This is a genomic window from Bacillus testis, assembly GCF_001243895.1.
Classification (GTDB): Bacteria; Bacillota; Bacilli; order Bacillales; family DSM-1321; genus Bacillus_AD; species Bacillus_AD testis.
This window is the reverse complement of sequence record NZ_LN851182.1, coordinates 1-21,569: the sequence shown is the minus strand read 5'-3', so window position 1 is coordinate 21,569 and position 21,569 is coordinate 1. Positions and strand designations below refer to the sequence as shown.

25 protein-coding genes are annotated in these 21,569 nt (G+C 41.7%); 23 read left to right on the top strand and 2 right to left on the bottom strand.

The features are described 5' to 3' along the window. Positions 1–286 precede the first annotated feature (286 nt). The 20 genes from BN1765_RS00330 to BN1765_RS00240 all read left to right on the top strand — a co-directional run bounded on the left by BN1765_RS00330 (position 287) and on the right by BN1765_RS00240 (position 17,915). Complete coding sequence (locus tag BN1765_RS00330) at positions 287–715, top strand: terminase small subunit (RefSeq protein ID WP_050613342.1); 429 nt, start codon at positions 287–289, stop codon at positions 713–715. Beyond that, positions 708–2,018, top strand: coding sequence for a PBSX family phage terminase large subunit (locus BN1765_RS00325; RefSeq protein WP_069202969.1), 1,311 nt, complete (start codon positions 708–710; stop codon positions 2,016–2,018). The genes BN1765_RS00330 and BN1765_RS00325 overlap by 8 nt, the downstream gene beginning before the upstream one ends. Next, positions 2,012–2,236, top strand: a complete 225-nt coding sequence (locus tag BN1765_RS00320) for a hypothetical protein (RefSeq protein ID WP_050613341.1) — start codon at positions 2,012–2,014, stop codon at positions 2,234–2,236. The genes BN1765_RS00325 and BN1765_RS00320 overlap by 7 nt, the downstream gene beginning before the upstream one ends. Positions 2,237–2,240: 4 nt before the next feature. Then, entirely contained in the window at positions 2,241–4,049 is a 1,809-nt protein-coding gene (locus BN1765_RS00315) for a portal protein (RefSeq protein ID WP_050613340.1), read from the top strand. A 27-nt stretch (positions 4,050–4,076) separates the two neighbouring features. After that, the gene (locus BN1765_RS00310; RefSeq protein WP_050613339.1) at positions 4,077–4,349 is read left to right on the top strand and encodes a DUF2829 domain-containing protein; all 273 of its coding nucleotides are present in this window, start codon (positions 4,077–4,079) and stop codon (positions 4,347–4,349) included. 70 nt (positions 4,350–4,419) lie between these two features. Beyond that, positions 4,420–5,172 (top strand): hypothetical protein, encoded by a 753-nt coding sequence (locus tag BN1765_RS00305; protein WP_050613338.1) that lies wholly within the window; start codon positions 4,420–4,422, stop codon positions 5,170–5,172. A 12-nt stretch (positions 5,173–5,184) separates the two neighbouring features. Then, entirely contained in the window at positions 5,185–6,159 is a 975-nt protein-coding gene (locus BN1765_RS00300) for a N4-gp56 family major capsid protein (protein WP_050613337.1), read from the top strand. Between the two features lie 38 nt (positions 6,160–6,197). Continuing rightward, entirely contained in the window at positions 6,198–6,467 is a 270-nt protein-coding gene (locus tag BN1765_RS00295; RefSeq protein ID WP_050613336.1) for a hypothetical protein, read from the top strand. A gap of 11 nt (positions 6,468–6,478) precedes the next feature. Next, complete coding sequence (locus BN1765_RS00290; RefSeq protein ID WP_050613335.1) at positions 6,479–7,051, top strand: hypothetical protein; 573 nt, start codon at positions 6,479–6,481, stop codon at positions 7,049–7,051. Positions 7,052–7,062: 11 nt separating this feature from the next. Then, positions 7,063–8,865 carry a hypothetical protein gene (locus BN1765_RS00285; RefSeq protein ID WP_050613334.1) on the top strand — a complete coding sequence of 601 codons (1,803 nt, stop codon included), beginning with the start codon at positions 7,063–7,065 and terminating at the stop codon, positions 8,863–8,865. Continuing rightward, positions 8,866–9,774 (top strand): pyocin knob domain-containing protein, encoded by a 909-nt coding sequence (locus BN1765_RS00280; protein ID WP_050613333.1) that lies wholly within the window; start codon positions 8,866–8,868, stop codon positions 9,772–9,774. Continuing rightward, positions 9,771–9,986: a hypothetical protein gene (locus BN1765_RS00275; RefSeq protein ID WP_050613332.1), complete on the top strand. Its 216-nt coding sequence runs from the start codon at positions 9,771–9,773 to the stop codon at positions 9,984–9,986. The genes BN1765_RS00280 and BN1765_RS00275 overlap by 4 nt, the downstream gene beginning before the upstream one ends. A 4-nt stretch (positions 9,987–9,990) precedes the next feature. Continuing rightward, complete coding sequence (locus BN1765_RS20225) at positions 9,991–10,149, top strand: hypothetical protein (protein WP_187119413.1); 159 nt, start codon at positions 9,991–9,993, stop codon at positions 10,147–10,149. Positions 10,150–10,232: 83 nt separating this feature from the next. Further along, positions 10,233–11,825 carry an aggregation-promoting factor C-terminal-like domain-containing protein gene (locus BN1765_RS00270; RefSeq protein ID WP_050613331.1) on the top strand — a complete coding sequence of 531 codons (1,593 nt, stop codon included), beginning with the start codon at positions 10,233–10,235 and terminating at the stop codon, positions 11,823–11,825. A gap of 8 nt (positions 11,826–11,833) precedes the next feature. Further along, entirely contained in the window at positions 11,834–12,298 is a 465-nt protein-coding gene (locus tag BN1765_RS00265) for a hypothetical protein (protein ID WP_147554119.1), read from the top strand. A gap of 3 nt (positions 12,299–12,301) precedes the next feature. Beyond that, positions 12,302–16,198, top strand: a complete 3,897-nt coding sequence (locus tag BN1765_RS00260) for an LPD38 domain-containing protein (RefSeq protein ID WP_050613329.1) — start codon at positions 12,302–12,304, stop codon at positions 16,196–16,198. A 13-nt stretch (positions 16,199–16,211) separates the two neighbouring features. After that, positions 16,212–16,448 (top strand): hypothetical protein, encoded by a 237-nt coding sequence (locus BN1765_RS00255; RefSeq protein ID WP_050613328.1) that lies wholly within the window; start codon positions 16,212–16,214, stop codon positions 16,446–16,448. A 66-nt stretch (positions 16,449–16,514) separates the two neighbouring features. Beyond that, positions 16,515–16,826 carry a hypothetical protein gene (locus BN1765_RS00250; protein WP_050613327.1) on the top strand — a complete coding sequence of 104 codons (312 nt, stop codon included), beginning with the start codon at positions 16,515–16,517 and terminating at the stop codon, positions 16,824–16,826. Between the two features lie 11 nt (positions 16,827–16,837). After that, a complete protein-coding gene (locus BN1765_RS00245; protein ID WP_050613326.1) occupies positions 16,838–17,071 on the top strand; it encodes a phage holin in 234 nt (77 codons plus the stop codon). A 10-nt stretch (positions 17,072–17,081) separates the two neighbouring features. Beyond that, complete coding sequence (locus tag BN1765_RS00240) at positions 17,082–17,915, top strand: GH25 family lysozyme (protein ID WP_050613325.1); 834 nt, start codon at positions 17,082–17,084, stop codon at positions 17,913–17,915. 74 nt (positions 17,916–17,989) lie between these two features. Here the strand turns inward: BN1765_RS00240 and BN1765_RS00235 are convergent, their stop codons facing one another. Further along, positions 17,990–18,448 carry an excalibur calcium-binding domain-containing protein gene (locus BN1765_RS00235; RefSeq protein ID WP_050613324.1) on the bottom strand — a complete coding sequence of 153 codons (459 nt, stop codon included), beginning with the start codon at positions 18,446–18,448 and terminating at the stop codon, positions 17,990–17,992. Positions 18,449–18,455: 7 nt separating this feature from the next. After that, entirely contained in the window at positions 18,456–18,656 is a 201-nt protein-coding gene (locus tag BN1765_RS00230; protein ID WP_050613323.1) for a helix-turn-helix transcriptional regulator, read from the bottom strand. A 280-nt stretch (positions 18,657–18,936) separates the two neighbouring features. On the opposite strand from BN1765_RS00230, the gene BN1765_RS00225 reads away from it, so the two are divergent. Genes BN1765_RS00225 through BN1765_RS00215 form a run of 3 tightly spaced genes read left to right on the top strand, consistent with a single transcriptional unit; the run spans position 18,937 to position 21,232 of the window. Beyond that, on the top strand, positions 18,937–20,256 hold the full coding sequence (locus BN1765_RS00225; protein ID WP_050613322.1) for an FtsK/SpoIIIE domain-containing protein: 1,320 nt from the start codon (positions 18,937–18,939) through the stop codon (positions 20,254–20,256). Beyond that, positions 20,234–20,785, top strand: coding sequence for a replication-relaxation family protein (locus tag BN1765_RS00220; RefSeq protein WP_069202967.1), 552 nt, complete (start codon positions 20,234–20,236; stop codon positions 20,783–20,785). The genes BN1765_RS00225 and BN1765_RS00220 overlap by 23 nt, the downstream gene beginning before the upstream one ends. A gap of 12 nt (positions 20,786–20,797) precedes the next feature. Next, a complete protein-coding gene (locus tag BN1765_RS00215) occupies positions 20,798–21,232 on the top strand; it encodes a TrbC/VirB2 family protein (RefSeq protein WP_050613321.1) in 435 nt (144 codons plus the stop codon). The last annotated feature ends 337 nt before the right edge of the window (positions 21,233–21,569 follow it).

Here is a 21,569-nt window from a genome sequence, read left to right as displayed (position 1 = left end):
CCTGTGTTATTAGAAATGAATTGCAGGAAACCAACGATATTTGTCGAAACAATAAAGACGGCACATATCAAGGTGGTGGAAACTATGGGTAGAGTTAATCCAGGTGGTTAGTACAGAAGGGCATCCTTTCGGGGGTGCTCTTTTATTATGGAGGGAAGGACATGAAGAAATGCACATCATGCATATGGGTAAACAAGATCAATGAGGGCATTTCTATGTGCCCTTTTTTACGTTGTCCAACTAATAATGGTTGGGTGGCGGATAAGAAGGGGGTGGGTGATTTGAAATGAAACTGACTGAGAAACAGAAACGATTTGCAGATTATTATATAGAGTGTGGGAACGCCTCAGAATCTGCTGTTAAAGCAGGATACAGTGAAAAGACTGCAACTGAGATGGGGTATGAAAACCTCAGAAAACCTCACTTGAAAGCCTACATTGATGAAAGACTAAAGGAATTAGCTGATAAACGTATCATGAGCGCTGAGGAAGTGCTGCAGACAGTAACTTCTTTTGCTCGTAATGAGGAGCAAGAGGATGTTGTAGTATTCGGTGAAAGCGGCCCTGAAATAGTCACCAAAGGTATAAGCGCTAAGGATAGGTTGAAGGCTTTGGAGCTTATAGGCAAGCGCTACGCTATGTGGACAGACAACAAGAACCTCACTGGCAATATGGGTGTAACCATCATAGACGACATAGGTGAGGACGATGCCTAAGCTTTCGGATGTCATCGCTCCTTCATTCAAGAAGATACACAACGACCTAAAGAAAGATGGCCATACCCATTATTGGTTAGGAGGCGGCCGGGGCAGTACGAAATCTTCCTTTGTCGCTATTGAAATCATATTCGGCATCATGAACGATCCACAAGCAAACGCTGTATCCATGCGTAAGGTAAAAGACACTCTAAAGGATTCAGTGTATGAGCAACTATCTTGGGCAATTGAAATGCTTGGTGTCGATGCATACTGGCATAAGAGTATAAGCCCTCTCGGTCTTACTTACATTCCTACTGGACAGAAGATAATCTTCCGTGGGGCAGACAATCCAAAGAAGATTAAATCTATCAAGTTCAGTAAGGGATATTGCAAGTTTATCTGGTTCGAGGAAATTGATGAGTTCAATGGCATGGAAGAAATACGAATGATAAACCAGTCCCTTATGCGTGGCGGTGAGAAGTTTACAGTCTTTTACAGCTATAACCCTCCACGATCTTCTAACAACTGGGTGAACGCAGAAGTGAAGCTGACCAGGGATGACCGGTTATTCCATCATAGCAATTACTTAACAGTCCCCCGGCAATGGCTTGGGGATCAATTTATTGTCGAGGCAGAACATCTAAAAGAAACAAAGCCTATGGCATATGCTCATGAATATCTCGGTGAAGTTGTCGGGACAGGCGGGGAAGTATTTGACAATGTACAGATACGGCCTATCTCAGACCAAGAAATTAGCACATTTGAGAATATCAAGCGAGGTATTGACTTTGGATATGCAATAGATCCATTCTCTTATGGTGTCATGCATTACGACCGCAAGAAGAAATGCCTGTACATCTTCCATGAGTTCTATAAGGTTGGTTTATCCAATTATGCTGCATATGAACATATAGCGATTGAGAACAGGGATAATGCTCTGATCTATGCTGATTCAGCCGAACCAAAGAGTATATATGAGCTTGCTCAGTATGGCTTACGGGTAACAGGCGTGAAGAAGGGACCAGATACGGTTGAATACGGTATCAAGTTCCTGCAGAGCCTTGAAGCAATCATAATCGATGACAAACGTTGTCCAGAGACAGCAAGGGAGTTCTTAACCTATGAGCTAGAGAAGGATGCTAATGGCAACTTTAAAGCCAAGTATCCAGACAAAAACAACCATGCTATCGACATGACACGATACGCCTTGAATGACGAAGCTATCATTTACATGGAAGAACAGAAGAAAGGCAGAAAACAAGATCCGCATTGGATGTTCCAATCAAACGAACCTGAAAGGAGCGGGTACATGATATGGTGATTGTATTAGCTGTATGTATTCCTGTTACCGCACTGGTAACGGGCTTATTTACGTTGAAGGGCGTTCATATGGGGCTTAAGTGGCAGTATGAACTAAAGCACGATGAGAAGCCGCAGATGGAGATTAAGAGCCCATTGCCGGACAGTAAGCCCCAAGAAGTGGAGCTGACCCCTAACATCCTATCTGAATGGATGAATGGACCGGCAGAAAGTAGGTGAGTAAGTGAAGAAGAATGAAAGCATGTTGGAAACCGCCAGTGCTGTACAGAACCAGTACAAGGAAGGTTTACAGTATAAGAAGGGCTATGTAAGTAAGTGGGCTGAATATGAACGGTTCAAGTCTGGCGATCAATGGCCTGCTCCAACGAATGCGACCAGAGATTTACCGCGGCCAGTGTTCAATATCATCAAGCAGATTATCAATCATAAGGTAGCTTCTGTAATGAATGAGAACATCCGTATGGTTTACACGGCGTTGGATGTAGAAGAACAAACACCAGAGTTTGAGGCTGCTGAAAAGTTTACACGGTTTTCAGATGCTACATGGGAGCGCATTAAGCAGGATCAACTGAATGAAGAAGCATTGGAATCCGGTGCAACAACAGGCCCTTGTATCTGGCATTACTATTGGGATAACAGCAAGCAAGGTGGCAATAAGCTAAAGTATCAAGGTGAGATGGAAGGAGAAGTCATTGATCCGGTCAACTTCTTCCCTGGCAATCCTCAGAATCATCGAGTGCAAGAACAGCCGTATATTCTTATTACCTATCGTGACCTAGTAAAGAATGTCCGAGAGCTCGCTAAATCTTCCGGTGTATCCAAAGACATGATATCCCTTATTGTAGGCGACAAGGAAACAGAGGACCAAGGCTATGACATGGCTAAGAAGGAAATGAAAGATTCCGACAAAACAACAGTCATCACGAAGTACTGGAAGGAAAATGGTCAAGTGTACTTCATGAAGGTGTCTGGTAATATCGTGGTAAAGCCTAAGACAGAATTAGGCATCAAACTATATCCGGTTGTTGTCATGCAATGGGAGCGCCGTAAACGGTCTATATTCGGCGTTTCGGATGTCGAGGGACTTATACCTAACCAAAAGAGCATTAACATGCTGATGGCTATGCAATTGCTTTCTGTACAGCTTACAGGATGGCCTAAGATGATTGTTGACAAGAACCTGGTACATCAGCAAATAACAAACACTCCTGGTGAAGTGATCCATGTAAACAGTGGCACACAGGGCAGTGTAAACAATGCTCTTCAATACATGAATCCGGGCACAATGTCCAACCAAGCATCTGCATTAGTGGATGCCTTTTTGTCGTATACCCGTGAAATCAATGGGGCAAATGAATCCATGCTCGGTGAACAGAAGACAGGGCAGCTTAACGCAACGGCTATTATGCTCTTGCAAAAGGCAGCAGGCGTTCCGTTGGAATCTATCAAACGGCGATTCTATCAAGCGGTAGAAGATATAGGGTTGATATGGTTGGAGTTTTTCAAGACTAAGTACAATACCACTCGTATGGTGCCAATGAAAGATGATGATGAAGAAGCCAAGCCAGAACCATTTAACGGTTCTGAATATGCGGATGTAGACATGAGCCTAAAAATAGATGTCGGGCCTTCATCTTCTTATTCAGAATCACTTATGATGACATCGCTTGATAAGTTATTCGATACGCAACAGATCACTTTAGAGGAATATTTACGCTTTGCTCCTAAGAACGTAATTCCTTTCAAGGACCGATTGCTTAAGAGCGTACAGGAGCGTATGCAACAGCAACAAATGATGCAACAACAGCAAGCGCAACAACAGCAGATGATGCAGCAGGAACAGCAAGCACAGGCGGCCATGCAACAACAGCAAACGGATATGCAGGCACAACAGGAAGCAGAGGCAAACCAGCCTCATCCTTTTGACCAGTTACTTGCGCAACTACCTAAGCATCAGCAGGAACAATTTAAAAAGCTGCCGCCAGAAGAACAACAAGCGTATATGGAAGCGATTATGGGACCTCAACAGTAGGTCTTTTTATTATGAGGAGGAGTAATGATGAAATTCGGTCAAGCATTAGAAGCAGTTAAACAAGGTGAAAAGATTTTTCGTCTTGGTTGGAATGGCAAAGGAATGTTTGTTGTTTATCAAAAAGGCTATCCGCAAGGAATCCCATCTAATAAGCAAACGGCAGAAGCTTGGGGGCTTAATGAAGGGGATTTATTCAAAGTTGAGCCATATTTACAGATTAAGAATGCACAAGGCTCACATGCTATGTGGGTTCCTTCGATAGGTGATATTCTCGCCGAAGATTGGGAAATCATTAAATAATTTATTGTCCTTAGCATGACGGTAAACTGCTCAATAATTCGACCAACCATAGTCGAAAGGAGAATTTTATATGCAAGAAGAAATGTTACAAGATGGCAACCAAACCATCGAGCCAGAAGTTGAAGAAGTTACAGAACAACCAATAGAGCAGCAGGAAACACAGGAAGAATCCCAACCACAGGATTACTTCACAGTAAAGTACAACAAAGAAGAACGCCAAGTGTCCTATGATGAAGCTCCGGACTACATCCAAAAGGGCATGAACTATGACAAAGTACAGCAGAAGGCACAGGAGCAGGAACAATACCTTAACCGTGTCGCCCGTGCATCCGGTTTCGATAGCCATGAACAAATGGTTGCAGCCTTGGATGATTGGGAGAGAGAACAACAGAATGCGCGTTACCAAGAAGCTGGCATAGACCCGGATAAGTTTCAACAGCTGGTATCTGAACTGCCAGAAATCAAGCAATTAAGGGATATCCAACGACAGCAGCATGAGCAAGAAATGTTTCAACGTGAAGTAAATGAATTTGTTTCAGAGTTCCCGGATGTGAAGCCTGATCAGATTCCACCGGAAGCATGGACATTGAAAGAACAAACGGGCATCTCATTGTTAGATGCTTATTTGCGTTCCACTTACAAGTCACTCAGCCAACAGAAAGAACAGGAAGCTATACAAAAGCTTCAACAAAATCAAAACAGTTCACCGGGAGCCTTGGGTGGTGCTGAGGTCAATCATAATTCGAGTGTTGCTAAGCTCTCTAAGAATGACTTTAACAGCATGGTTGACCAAGTATTACGGGGAGAACGAAACCAATTATAGGAGGGCAATTAGATGCCGACAAAAACACAAACTTATGCTCAAACAGGAGCAGCATATAACGCTTTAACAGCAGAACAAGCTGAATTTTACCAACGCGCACTATTGGAGCGCTTGATTGATCAGACTGTCTTCATGAAATACGGTAAGAAAACCAATATTCCTAAGCGTGCAGGGGCAACAACTTCTTTCCGCCGTATGGAACTGCCTGCATTGTCCACTACAGCCATTGTAGAGGGTACAACACCGGATGCTATTGACTTATCCATCACTAAAATTGCGGCTACTGTAAAGCAATACGGTGCATGGACAAAACTATCTGACTTCTTGGACTTGACAGGCCTTGACCCAGTGCTTACAGAAACAGCGCAAATGTTTGGAGATCATGCGGCACTATCTATGGATGTTATCGTTCGTGACTTGCTTGCAGCCGGTACAAATGTACGTTATGCAAACTCCAAGACTGCGCGTAACCAAGTAGCGGCAGGCGATAAAATCACTGCGGCAGACATCATTAAGATTCGTACAACTTTGGTGAAAAACAATGTAAAACAAATCAAGCTACCTTCTGGCGGTAAAGGCTACCTTGCATTCACTCATCCGGAAGTCATTGCTAATATCATGCAGATGCAAGAATGGAAAGACCAAAACACGTATGTTGACACTAAGAACCGTGAACAAGGTATTGCAGGGCAAATGTACGGCATCTACTTCATGGAAGCCACTACAGCTCCTGTTTATGCTGGTACGGGTGCAGGAACGCCACCAATCGATGTATACGCAACGATTGTTATCGGTGAAGATGCTTATGGTATCCCTGATATCCAAGGTTCATCTAAGCCAGAAATCATTGTTAAAAACTCTGCAGGCGATCACTCTGATACATCAAACCCTATGAACCTATACAGCACTGTTGCTTGGAAATCAGCATTTACAGCTATCCGTTTGAATGAGAACTGTATCGTCCGTTATGAATCAGCAATTAACTAAGGAGGGCTTAGGCTCTCCTATATTTAGGAGGAATTGAAATGGCTAACAAAACACAAAAAGAAGTAGAAAACGAGTTTTTGTCTGAGAGAGAAGCGATCCTTAAGCAGCCGAAAACAAAATTGTTTATCCAACCAGACCGAATTAATAGAGCCACACACCAAGAAGTAATCATTAATGGGCAGAAGTGGGTGCTAGCGGTTGGGAAACAGCTAGAAGTGCCACAAGTGGTTGCAGATGTCTACAATGAATCAGTTGCCAAGACATTACAAGCTGAATATGACATGGACAAATTTGACGAAATCAAATAGGGGGTTTTTGAATGAACCTCGGTGAAGCAAAGAAAAGAGCGTTATCCGTCATGGCTGAGTATTCCATTGACGGAACGCTCATTCCAGACAATGAGAATGCGGACTATTTGAACCGGATGAATCGGTTCGCGAATGATGCGCAATTTGAGATAAGTGAAAAGATCCCAATCGAGTCATCCTTCTATATGGAACAGTTCGGCAACAATTCAACAGGTTATACTCGCTATGACTTGCCGAAAGATTTTAAGGAAATGGGGAGCATGCTATTAAACGGCAGTCCTTTTCTTCCGTTTAGGGTGCAGGGGCGCAGCTTTAGTCTACCATCGAACGTTACCGGCTCATTTGAATTGATATATCATAAGAATCCAACAGAATTGGACGATAAAACGCCAGATTCCTATGAGTTTGAAGTAGATCAGTACGCACAGCAAATTATCCCTTATTACATGGGTGGCATGGCTCTAGCAGATGAAAATGTAACGATTGCCGATAGGCTCATGAATCTGTATTACACCAAGCTGCAAGCCTTGTATAAGCGCAATAACGACTATCCGCAAACAATACTGAACGTTTTTAATTGGTAAGGAGGTAACGCATGATTCAATTCAATACACAAGCACCTGCGGAGCCTCCTTTACTCCGCATTGAACCGTTTAAAGGAATGAACGTAGGTGTCACGCCTACTCAAATAGATCAGTCGCAATCACCGGAAATGCTGAATATGAACATCGATGAGCGAGGGGCGCTGAATAAGCGGACGGGATATGAGAGGGTATTCCCTACATCACTTGGTTCGGGCCCAGTTAATGGACTTTATGAGTTCGTTAAGACAGATGGAACAGCGATTTTTTTAATGGCGCATGGTACGAAGCTCTATAAACAATCGGGGAATAATCAGCCGATCGTAATTTATGACAAACTGGCCAACAACAGAGTTGATTTTTTCACCATGAATGATAAGTGTTATGTACTGGATGGTAAGGACTTGTTGCAATATGATGGCACTAACTTCCTGCCTATTGACCCTTATATTCCTACAATGTTCATCTCTAAAGATCCCACAGGGGGTGGTACCTTTCATGAAGATTTTAATTTATTGGGTACTGACTTCAGAGAAAGTTTCAGCGGAAACGGAGAAGATAAACGATTTTTCTTATCTCAAAAAGGGTTAGTTAGTGAATATATAAGGGTTCAAGTGGATGGAAAAAATATTCCAGATACAGGGGCATTTAACTATAATCCAGGACAAGGATTTATAGATTTTAACACCGCCCCACCTAAAGGAACAAACAACGTCATTATCACAGCGCGAAAGCCGGCAACCGACATGCCCAACAAAATTAAAAAATGCCGATTCCATACATTCTTTGGTGGTGCGAACGATTCCCGTGTATTCTTGGCTGGTAATCCCGATATGCCTGATGTCATGTTCCGTAGCGGGTTATATGATGTTACTTACTGGCCTGAGAATGGATTTTACAAGTCGAAAGAAAAGATTATGGGGTTTGCCAAACAATATGATTCTCTCATTGTTGAACGCACAGGGGGGAAGCACCAAGTAACCTATCAAATAGATAGCGATGGATACCCTACGTTCCCATCTAAGCCATTGAATGACACAATCGGGACAATGGCGGGACAATCTATTCAAATCGTTGAGAATAACCCTGTTTCATTGTCTAAAGATGGTGTGTTTATGCTAACATCTTCTACTGTTCGTGATGAAAGGAATGTCAGCCATATATCAGCTAATATTGATGACAGGCTTTTAAAAGAGCCAAACTTGGATCGAGCAGTTTCCGTTGATTTTGATAAAAAGTATTGGTTGGCTTTAAACGGGAATGTCTACATGTTCGATTATGCTCAACGCTCAGAAACCAATCCTTATGGCGAATGGTTCATTTATGACAATATTCCTGCTTCTTGTTTCCTTGAACTTAACGGGCAATTATATTTTGGTAGTTCTAAAGAGGGATTGTTATATCGTTTTAAAAAACATTCCGATCCTAGACCGTATAATGACGATGGGCAAGCTATCAAAGCTGTCTGGAAGTCGAAATATTTTACTTTTGGCGCAGATGAGCGGAAGAAAATGATTTCTAAAGTATTTTACTCGCTTAAACCTATGGGTAGGGGTGGGGCTGATATTTATTATAGGTCAGATAAGAAAACTTCAAATCTTTTGAAATCTACTAAAATAGGCGTTCTGGATTTCAATAATATAGATTTTAGAAATTTTTCTTTTGTTTTCGCTTCATTTCCTGCAGAGAAAGCAATTAAGGTGAAAGCGAAAAAAGTAACGCATTTTCAGTTGATTTTTGAAAACAACTATTTAGATGAAGGGCTTGGGATCCTTAGCCTAGGTATTAAATATTCTTATCAAAGCGAGGTGAAGTAGATGGCATTTCCCAAATTAGATAAAATCTCTAAATTAATTGCAAATCTGCCTGATTTGCCGAACTATGGGAGCGCCGGTATGTCGGCTGCAGAATTAAAACAGTATTGGGATGCCCCGCCGGAAGAATTAAGAAAATTCATTAACAGTCTTATTGATGCGCTTAATAAACCATCGGCTGCATCTAATATCGGTGCTGCTCAAATTGAGGAACTAACAGGTTCAACCGTACAAGAATTATTGGTTGCTTTAAAAAGTTATTCAAAGGGGCTTAGCTTGAAGTTAGACGGTCATACAGCTGACAACTCAAAACATATCACTGATGAAGAAAGAGCGAGGTGGAATGCTAGCTCAGGAATTGGCGATGGCACAACCCCTATAGGGGCGGCGACAAAAGAAGAACTAAGACAAGTAGATAATAAAATTGGTCCCTTAGCCAACTTGACTACAAACGATAAATCAAATGTTGTTAATGCGATTAATGAAGTTAAACTGACCGCAACGCCCACGACAAAAAAATACGCAGGTAACTTAGATGATTTGATTAGTAATGGATCCTATACATGTGATAGTTCAAACACAACATCTCTACCTTTCTCTGATTCTCGCAGTGAGCGTCCGTGGTTAGTCCAAGTGATAGCTGATAAAGACACAACAGGAGCGAAACAAATAGCTTCACAGGCTATAAGTGGTGATGAAATTTATCACCGGACAAGAACAATTTCGGGGTCGTGGTTTCCATGGCAAAAAGTTGTCGACAGCCGTCTAATTATTTCAGGAGACGTAGTACCCGAAGGGAAAGTTACCGCTTCACCAGGGACTCTTTATCTAAGAACTAGTGGAGGGTCAACGACAACTACTCTTTATATAAAAACCAATGGTACAGGGAATACGGGGTGGACAGCAAAATGATGAAAAAAGTTATTGTGTTAAATGGAATGATTATTAATGTAGGCGAATGGGAATCATCCGAACCTATGCCAGAAGGTGCAGTTATCGAAGAAAGAGAAATGGAATACAACGAAGATAGAGGATGGTTCGAGATGGGGGAGTTAGCACTTCCGACCGATAAAAAACGTATTGAAATGTTAGAAAATATGATTTTAATGGTGATGGAGGGATGATTAAATGAATCCAGTTTATACGTTTTTATTAAATATGTGGATTATGAGAAAAGTTGATGAACCATACTTGCAAGGTCAAGTTAATAAAGGGAGGTTGAGTGAAGAAGAAAAGGAAATGATTTTAGCATCTCCGCAAGTTTTAAAACAGGAACATAATGCGTAGTAACTCAGCACCTATCTAGGTGTATTTTTATGTCTAAAAGACGGGCTTCGGCTCGTCTTATTTTTATATAAAGGAGTGAGAAGATGGCAGTTAAAGCAGGATGGGGTATTGGCTTCGGAACTTCTGGACCAAAGCAAACTTATACGGATAAGAACCAGGAAATTGAGCGAACTAAGACGGTTATACAGAACCGCCAAAATCAGAATATGGATATTACAGCCCAGTTACAGCACTACAAAAATCTGACTGGCCAAGATTATGCATTACCTAAAACGCCGTCTGCAGTTCCGTCATATACGCCTTTACCTACTACTCCAACCGATAACAGTGCCTATCAGTTACCGACCAACAATACGGCTAAATGGGACCAACAGGCGTATCTGAAACAGCAATTGGATGGAGTCAACTCTATATGGGACCAACAAAAAGAAGCGCAACTGTTAGCTTATAGAAATTCACAGTCCCAAGCCATCGGCAAGATCAATCAGCAGAAAGCGGAGACCGGTACACAGTATCAATCATCCCGTAATCAAGCAGATGTGGTCAATGCTCAAAATGTTCAGCGGCTACAGGAAATGATGGCGGCAAACGGTCTTAACTCATCTGGTGAAAATGTGACAGCTACAGCAGCTCTTGCTTCGGCTCGTCAAAAGTCTCTTGGTGATTTAACACTACAGGAACAGCAACAGATGAATGACTATGATCGTCAGATTGGCGATATCAATAATCCGGCACAGGAACAGGCGCTTATTGCCCAACTAGAAGCACAGCGGGCGCAGGCGTTATTTGAGGCAACTGGCAGGGCGGATGAATTGGGCTACCAGCGTGAGAGAGATGCCGTAACAGATAATCGATATGCAAATGAATGGAATTATAACCTCGGTCGTGATTCTATCTCTGACCAGCGTTATGCGGATGATACAAATTATAAGCGCAGCCAAGATGCATATATGAATGCTTTACAGGAGGCGCAGGTTACCGGGAAGTACAACGGGCAGGACACTTACCAAGCCGCACGGGATAAACTCGAAGATGCTAAATGGGATAAAACGTTTGAGTATCAAAAAGGCAGAGACAACATGGCGGATAACCAATGGCGGCAGGAATTGTTATGGCAGAAAAAACAATTTGCTTCTGATGATGCATGGCGGAAATACACGTTCAATAATATGTCTGCAACCGATAAAGCAAATTTGGAATGGAATAAAAAGCAATTCGGTGAAGAAATGGCATGGAAGATGTACGAAACGCAATACAACGGCAATATTGAACTTTCCAAGAACCAAGCGGCTATTAATGGGTATACCAATGCTTCTACAGGCGCCATTTCTACTGTCAGCAACTCTGGCGGTTCAGCCGCAAAGGGTACAGCAAGTTTCAATAAAAACATGGCGGCAGCAGTCGCAACCGGAAAAGTCAACTCTGCATGGGTACCAATCCTTACAGAGATTGTTAAAAGGGAAAGTGGTTTTAATCCAACGGCTAAAAACCCAAAATCTACCGCATACGGATATGGCCAGTTCTTGAAATCAACACGAGCGCAGTATGAAAAGAAAACAGGCTTAAGCTATGACAATCCAGTAAATCAGCTAATCATGATGGCTCAATACGTAAAAGACAGATATAAAACCCCAGAAAACGCTCTTGCTTTCTGGAATAAAAACCATTGGTACTAGGAGGGTGAATGATGGTCTATAACTTCAATGAACAGAAATATAAAGATATCTTCGCCCAAATGTACGGAGCTAATGCGTTTGAAAACGGTATGGCACAAGCGAGGAAAATTGGAACCTCAGCGGCACAAGCTGAATTAGCAAAGGATGAATACGCAGAACGGTTAAGGGAGGCGCGAGCGGCAGCCAAGGCACAGGCTGATTATGAAGAAGCATTAGCAAAAGCACAGGAAGCCCTCGGCGGTTCTGCCGGCTCTGATCCATACGATGAATTAATCAAAGAGTGGAAAGGGCAGAAATATAAATCTAATCAGTCAAACCTTGGCAAGTATTATGAAACCGAATCGAAAAACTTGAACAAAGGCCGCAGTAAGGCCAGAAAGAAAATTGAGGACATTTATCCAGGTGCAATTCCTTCTGTACGAGATAATAAAAAGCTAACAGCATGGGACAAAATGAAGCTTATGGGAGGGTAACAGATGGCATACAATCCATTTCTGAAATTCGGGCAAAAGAAATCAGCCCAACAACTATATGAAGAAAATAAGACGGCCACTGTTCCTCAGAAGAAAAAAGGTTCTCCGAGACGTTCAGGGAACATCAAATATGACAGCCCTACTTTTAACAGCCGAAGTGCAGAGAAAGGGCGATCTATGCAATGGGAGAAGGATTTAATCAATCCTCTCCCTAGCAATAAGTTTTTCGGGAAGAGCCAGAATGATAAATTCGATACCGTCATGGAATTGAAAGGGCTATCCAAAAGTGAAGCTGCGGAATTCCGGGAATGGATGGATGCCCGCGAGAAAAATGTGAAAACTGTTGCCGACAAGCAGGATAACATCTTAAACTCTCTTGCCAAACGGAACAAAGAAGGTAAGGATGAACCATTTACCGCCTTACTCAAACATCAGGCTAATAATAAAGAGAAAAAGAAAGGCATCCCTAAGCTAATCGAGAATCTAAAAAAGTCAGAGCTCGGCCAAGCAACTAAAGCAGCGGCTGAGTTTTTTAACCCTTTTGATGATGTGTCTCAAGAGGAAGCTACTAATAAGTTCCTTCATCATAAGCAGTCTAAGTCCACCAAGGAAGTTGCAAGGGGCATGAATCGATTCTTGGATTCAGCTTCTCTCGGTGCTTTATCAAACGTGGATAAGAGGGTAAACGACCGGGACCAATATTACAATACACATCGTAAAATTGGAGAAGGCGGCGTTACCGATCTAGCCACAAGTGGTCTCGGATATCTCGTACCTGGTATTGGTGCTGCTAAGGGTGCAAAAGCAATCGGTTTAGGAGCAAAAGAAGCGAAGGGATTCGGCAGACTAGCTCAATATGCTAAGGAAGGGGCGGCAACTGGAGCAGGTTTGGGTGCGGCTGAAATAGCCATCAGAGAAGGATTGAATCCAGATGACTACAACTATAAGGATAATCTTAAACACCTTGCAATAGGCACAGGAGCGGGCGCTGTAGCTGACCCGTTATTACGTGGTGCTGGTGATGTTATTTCTAAACAGCTCGGTAAACTTGCTAAAGGCGAAGTACCTACCTATACTGGGCGACCAAGTGAAAGCGTTGTAGATTCTCTTTCTTCTAACAAAGCAAAAGGCATTGATGCGTTACGAGAATTAAGAGCACAGCACATGACAGAAGCAGAACCAAAAGGTGATTTTTCATCTTTTGTTACAAAAATGAGAGACATGCAGGAAGCAGCGGCGACAGCTGAAAAAGTCCAACCAAAAGGTGATTTCACTAGATTGAAATCTGGTAGGGATTTTGAACCGATTGAATCCGCAAGTAATGGCGGTTCATTAGTCCGGTTGCGAGAAGGAGAAGCACCAATTAACCGGGAGCCAGTCGATATTCTTAACCCTAAAGAAATTGTTAAAAAACAAATCAATACATCTCCTGATAAAGTTAAATCAAAATGGTCGTTCGATAAAGTTATGACTGCTATGGTCGATGACCTCCGGCCATTAGAAAAAGCTTCAAAACAATTAGGTGGTAAGGATTTGGCGTTTGACAAGAACCCATATGCCCAAGCCCGTTTATCCCGTGGTGTTTCTGGCAAAGCTGAAACGTATCTGAAAGGCGGTATTTATAGAGGTACGGAGAAAGTCGGCAAGTCACTACAGGAAATAATCAAACCGATAGAAGGAAAGATGGACGATTTTCTTGCATATGCTACATCTAAACGTGCATTAGATTACGATGAGAAAGGACTTATTGCAGGAATTAAACCGAAAGATGTCGAAGGATTATCCGATAGACAACTGGCAGATGCAACCATTAAACAGATTGAAGCAGAATCTCCAGGAATGGCTGCTGTTCATCAGGAGCTGCTACAATACAATAATACTCTTATGGATGAGTTAGTTGATGCTGGTGTTCTTGATGTCAATTCTGTTGCGGCTATTCGCGAACAGAATCCAAACTATATACCAATGTTCCGGGTACAAGAACCAAAGGTTAGAGGATTCCAGCCATTAACCAATCCTAAAAAGACATTTGCCAATCTTGGCCAACCAATCAAGGAAAGAACAGGATCACAGAAAGAAATCGTGAATCCGATTGAAAGTATTATCAAAAACACTTACCTTACACTGAACATGGCGGAAAGAAACCGTGCCGGCCGTTCGTTGCTTGAATTAGTGGACAATGCTGGCGATAACGCTTGGGGACGTGTAGTAAAAACTGAAAAAGGTTTATCTATTGATGAATTAACCGATACATTAGATAGAGCCGGCGCCCAAGTTGTTGAAGGGGAATCTAATGCCGTAGATAACCTATTCAAGGGACAAGGGAATAAAGTGTATGTGTATAAAGACGGTAAAAAAGTAGAGATGGAACTGCAAGAGGATTTATATAAAGCCATGCTTTCTTTAGATGCTCCTAAACAAAACTTCTTTATTAAAATGCTGTCTAAGCCTACAAACGCATTAAGAACAGGGGCGGTATTATCTCCTGACTTCGGACCTGTCAATATATTCCGAGATCAATTCTCTGCTTATATTAACTCGAAATATGGATTTATTCCTTTTTACGATATGTTTAATGGATTAGGGAATGTTTTGAAGAAAGACAGCACTTATTGGGCGTGGAAAGATAATGGAGGTGCTAACTCAGTCCTTTCGACTCTCGATAGGGAATATCTTCAAAATGATTTAAGAACGCTTATTAAAGAACCGGTTTTGAAAAAAGTTGCACGGACACTATCCAAACCGAAAGAATTACCTTTCAAAGCTTTCGATAAAGCACTTGAACCATTACGGAAGATTTCAGAGATCACAGAGGAAGCAACACGTGTTGGCGAATTTAAGAAAGGGATTAAAAAAGGGGCTACCCCTCAAGAAGCTGCGTTTGCTTCCAGAGATTTAATCGACTTCAGTAGAGCGGGGAATTTAGGGAGACAATACAACCAAGTAACAGCTTTCTTTAATGCTGCTGTGCAATCAATTGATAAATTAGCGAGAACTTTTAAGGAAAGTCCAACTAAAGCAACGCTTAAATCACTTTCGGCAATAACGCTTCCTTCTATGGTTGCTTACTATTATAATCATGATAAAGATTGGTACCAGGAATTACCGCAGCGTGATAAAGATTTATATTGGCATTTTGAAGCAGACGGTCAGATTTATAAACTCCCTAAACCGTTTGAGGCAGGTGTTTTGTTTGGAACAACTGCAGAGAGAACACTTGACTACCTTAAAACGAACGATCCCGAATCATTTAAAGACTTTGGGGAAACGATTGTGGATGCTTTTACACCAAACTGGATACCAACGGCCATCCAACCTTGGATAGAAGTGTACGGGAACAAAAGTCTTACATTTAATTCTCCGATTGTCCCGCGGCGTGAACAAGACTTATTACCTGAAGATCAGTTCGGGCCATATCAAAGTGAATTGGCTAAAAAGTTCGGATCTTTAACTAAAACCTCTCCACGAAAAGCGGAGCATGTTTTTAAAGGGTATACCGGAGGGCTGGGTAAGTATTTTCTTGCTGGGACCGATTGGGTTTCGCAAGCATTAGGCACCGAAAGACCAGATATGCCTGATAGAGGCTTAGCTGACAAACCTATATTCAATCGTTTTGTTGTGAAGAATCTTGAGGGTAATAACAAAAGTGTTAATGATTTTTATACAAATCTGGATAAGTTAACACGTCAAGAAAAGTCAGCGAAGAAAAACAGTTCAGATAACCCCAATTCTGACAAATTCAAAGAGTTTGGCAGAATATCTAGAGAAATCAGTTCTCTACAGGGTGAAAAAAGAGCAATTATCGAGGATATGGATATGGATGGAAAGGCAAAAGCAGAAGCAATCAAAATTATTGATAACCAAATTACTGCTTTGGCGAAAGAGGCGAATAATCGGTAAAGGTGGTGATTATTTGATAAAAGGCCTCAAGTCAGTTCTGGTAGTTGTTATTGGCATTCCTTTGGCAATAGTAGCTTATCTTTTCTTAACATCCATTATAGAAAGTGCGCTTACCATTTTCTACGGCATAATTGTTATACCTCTTGTATTGGCAATGGTGTATTGGTTTGTCTTTAATTTAAAAGATTTCGTTGTAAGCATATTCAAAAAGGACAAAGGCGTAGACAAAGATGGATTTACAAAGTTTTAAGGATCTCTTTTGAGGTCCTTTTTTATATGGGGTAAAAGGGGGGTCTCAAAATTGGAGGGATCAAACATGGAAAGAATGGTACAGGACCACGAACAAAGAATCATCAGCCTAGAAAAAAGCTACTCGGATATGCAACAGAAAATGCAGTCTGTTGAGACCGGGCAACTTAGAATTGAAAAGACACTCTTAGAAGAAGGGAAGGAACAAAAACAACTAATCAATAAGCAGCGAGAAGAACAGGACCAGCTTTTCCGGGAGCTTGTTACACACACCTTGTCCATTAAGCAAAATAACAATATGCAAGTTTGGAAGTTGTTAGGCGCGGTGGTCGGTGGCGGCGGTATTCTATATTTTGTCATTGAGCAATTAATGAAATAGGAGGAACTTACATGAAAGACATGACTATTCTAATCGGTGGATTCCTAACGGGTCTCCTTTTGTTTTTGGGCACAATCGGCATTTCGTTTGACTGGTTCACGAAAGAAAGCATTGATGCGTTTGTTGTTTTGTTTGCTGCCGGTGCAGCCTTATTTATCAATATCTATGCCGTCTGGAAGAACACATATGTAAGTAAAAAGGGTAAAGTGCAAGACAGAGCATTGAAGAGACAGAACTTGAAATAGGGGGCCGGATATGAAAATTGCAGATGTATCACATCATCAAGGTGTTATCGATTGGGAGAAGGCATCAAAGGATCTTTCTCTTGTTATCATACGGACTAAGTACGGCAGCAATACAACGGACAGGCAATACAAAAATAACATAGCAGGTGCCGAGAAATATGGTGTCCCTTACGGGTTATACCACTATGCTCAATTCGTGAATGAAAAGGATGCCATTCAAGAGGCTCGAGACTTCCTGAAGACAGCGACTAAACAAACAAGGTTTCTGGTGCTTGATGTCGAAGAACAAACCTGTAAGTCTGTGGCTGAGTTAGTGAAAGCGACACAGGCTTTTATTGATACTTGCAAAGATGCCGGGTATCGTATTGGATTATATACCGGTCATCACTTCTATAAATCGTATGGAATGGACAAGGTGAAGGCTGATTTCCTTTGGATTCCACGGTACGGCCAGAAACCAATTTACAACTGTGATTTATGGCAGCATACAGATGGCGGCAAAGTTTCTGGTATTAAAGGGAACGTGGATCTCAATACAATCAACGGTATGCGTACCTTAGCATGGTTTACAGGCAAGATTATAAAAGAAGCTGCCGTTGAACGTCCATCCGTTTCAAAAAACAAATTTTATCGCTTAGTCACAGGAACCTTTGGAACCGAGAAGCAACAAGCGGAAGCATTAGCAAAAGTGAAAAAGGTGTTAGGTTGGACGGTTTATCCTTTCAACGATCATGGAGACTTACGATTAAAGACTGGTGTATTTTCCAGTGAAACCTCAGCCAAGAAAGCTGTGGAACAGATAAAAGAGAAACTTGGCTACATTGCTTATATCAAAGCCGAATGATATAATAAAGTCACCTTTCAAACAAATTAAATGGAAAGAGCCCTTTACTCGTGGTGAGTAGAGGGCTCTTTTTGTTAGTTGTATTCGCAGGCCAAACCATCTCCATCTCTATCTAAATCAAATGGATCTTCGTTTGGGCCTCCATAATCTTCAAATACTCCTTGTGCCTCCTCTTGATTTTCGAAATCATCACAATTGTAATCATCAGGTTCTTCACTGCTATTAAAATAATTGTTGAAGTCCACAGCATTGGATACAGGTTCAGAGAAGGATTCTGTTTCATTTTCAGTAGCAGAACGCCTAAGTATTTCCCCAGCTTCTTTTGCATCCTCAAGCCTTTGTTCTTCGTCGGTGTCTCGACTTCTCTCTTGGCTAGCCCCAGTTAATCTTCCTTGCTCATACGCTTTACCGTAAGCTTTATCATAACCCTTGTCATATCCTTCTTTAAACCGATCTTTTCCCCATTGGTGCGCAAAAACTATCGAGAATAGACAACAAATAAGCAGAACAATATTCCAAACTCTACCCTTCATGTTATTTTTACTCATCCTCTCTATTGTACAGATCATCCACTTTGCACTTTAATATATCGGCAAGAATGTATGCTTTATCAATAGGGATAAGGCTGTGGCCGGTCTCGTAATGTCTTAATTGCCGCACACTCACACGCAACTTATTAGCGACAAATGATTTCTTTAGCCCACTTTCTAACAGCAATTTTTCAATATTGGAATTCAACATATGATCACCTATTTTACATATTCGCTTGTTTACCTATGTAATCCTCTAAGTAATATGGTTATAAAAAAACCGCAATTAAATTTCGCTTTTTTGGTAATAGGACATTCTTACCTGCCGTACCTTATTGTATACCAACTTTATTTCCATGCTGGAATGCTTCCTGAGAACAGTCCAGATGCTTACTTATCAACATTCTTATGTGTTATTTTTTATTCCATTTACCAGGGATAACTTATAAATAAGTTATCAAGAGGTGGCGCTGATAAAGGAGGAAGGAGAAATGATTTTTGAAGTGCTGTCATCGGCAGTGATGGGAGGCTTGGCACTGCAGGCGCATCTGTCCAAGAACGGGGCAGGGAGCGATTCAAAAAAACTGAACAAAGTTTTTGCGCTGGCCGGTCTTAATGTAAAGGACGGGACCCAGACATTAACCGCCCAATTGATCAGAAAGAAAAATTATGATTGGGGGACAGAATACCGGTACAGAATCCCCTTGGGGCGCAGTCCACAAGATTACGTGGCGAAGTTGAAAACAATCGAAGCGGCCATAAACAGGAGGGAAGTAAAGCTGCAGTTAAAGGATTTGCAGAGTTTGAAGGAGATAAAGCTAGATAAACATTTCTTCTCCAACTTCAAAAGCATTTATGAGCGAAAACTATTGGCTAATAAAGAAGTGGAAATAAGCTATGACGGCTTGCTGAAGGTTAGAGTATACGATTATCCAATGATTAGGGAAGTGCATTTTCAAGCAGCGGAAAGGTGGAAGGTGTTCTTCGGGATCACCAGGCAAGCTAATGAAGAGATATATCACAACTTTGAAAGCATTCCTCATTTAGCTCTGGGCGGCGCTACAAGGTACGGCAAGTCTAATTTAATCAATGTCATTATTAATTCGCTGATAAGACAGCAGCCGGAAAACGTTAAACTTCATCTTGTAGATTTAAAGGGTGGCGTGGAGCTTTGTGACTATGAAAACATTAAGCAGACTGTATCTATAGCATATGAGCCTGCGGAAGCTCTGGCAGTGCTTGAAAACGCCTATAATACAATGAGGTCCATGCAATCCAAACTACGTGCAGCAGGGAAAAAGAACGTTGCAGAAGCTGGCATAAAAGAACGGCACTTTATCATTATCGATGAGGTTGGGGAACTGAATCCGGATGAGGCAGTTGACAAGGAAGAACGGCAGTTAAAGCAAGCTTGCCAACGCTATATGTCTCAAATTGCCCGTCTGGGAGCCGGCTTAGGCTTTCGGTTAATCCTCGCTACCCAATACCCTACCGGCGATGTTATTCCTCGTCAATGCAAGCAAAACAGCGATGCAAAACTATGCTTCCGGGTGCAATCCGGCGCGGCTTCCAGAGTGGTGTTAGATCAAGACGGAGCAGAGATGCTACCGAAAATAAAAGGCCGTGCCATCTTTCAGACAGCAGATAAAAGAATAATCGTTCAAACCCCACTAATCAATTCCTCTGTAATCAACGAAACAATAGCACCCTACATCCTTGATAAAAAGAAGGAAGGTGTCTCTCTTGCAAAAACCCCTGAACCAAAGACAGGAGCAAATCCTATTATCATTGAAGAAACTGGACTTTCTTAACCGGGACCAGTTGCAGAAAATACATCGCCTTGGATCCGTAAGAAATACCAATCGTGTCCTAAGCACTCTATCCCCTTATGTAGCAAGTTACCGAGAAAGTGAATCATCTATCTACTATTTAAACAATGAAGGCAGGGAAATGGTCAATTCGAGCAAGGTCAGAAGAAAAAATCAATTCGTGCCGCACGTTCTTATGAGAAATGATTTTTATATCTTTATGGGCAATCCGGCAGAGTGGAAAAATGAAATGAAAGTTAGGGATAATGTGCATTCAGTCGTATGCGATGCTTGGTTTAAATCTAATGGTAAATATCATTTCCTTGAAGTAGATCGAACGCAAAAAATGAAAGCCAACGCAGCTAAGATCAAAGAATACTTTGGATTATTTGAGAACAAAGCTTTGTCCGGGCATTTAGGATATTTCCCTACTATTATATGGCTTACTACATCCGAACTAAGAAAGAAACGTTTAGCGGCACTATGCCAAGGCTTACCGTATGTGATTTATATGATAGATGACATCAGATAAAGGGGTGGCGACATGCGCGGCATACAAACCATATCATTCAACAGTTTTATGTCCGGTGAATATAAGCAGAAAAAGCCAGTTAAAAAGCAAAGAAAAACACGAAAGATTATCACTCGAATAGCGACATCTGCAGCAGTGCCTTTAGTTTTCGCCAAACCAGCATTCGCAGCCACAACCGGCCCTGTAATCCAAACGGGCGCGGCGGAATGGATGGGTGAGAAGGCTCTCCAGTCCCTCGCTCATGTATTGGATCCTATTGTAGATGTACTGGTTGCCTTATCTTTCCCTGTGGCCAGTGTCATCATTGTGGGCGCTTTATTCTTTTTCATGTTCGGGAATGCCGAAAAGGCGTGGTCAACAATCCAGAATGCCGGGCTTGGTTATGTATTGATACAGGTATCTCCATTAATACTTAATGTGCTTAAACAAATCGGCAATGCCGTATAAGGAGGAATATGTATGAAATTCGGTGAGTGTGTAAATTGTGGTCAAAATGTCAAGGTACTGAACATCCTGGAACTGTGCGAAACCTGCATGGTTATCCCTTTTCCTTATAATAAATGTGGGTGCGATAATGAAAAATCACACCCACATCAAAACCCACATAAAACCCACAAATGATTAATATAGTATAAAGTGATTTAAAAAACCCGCCAAAAGAAACCTTGTTTTATCAACACCAATGACTTAATGGAAACTATCAGAATGGAAATGACAGGTAGAAACATGTTCCGCACGCAGGTCCACCCTTGGGAGAGAGAACAATACATGACCATGTATTGAT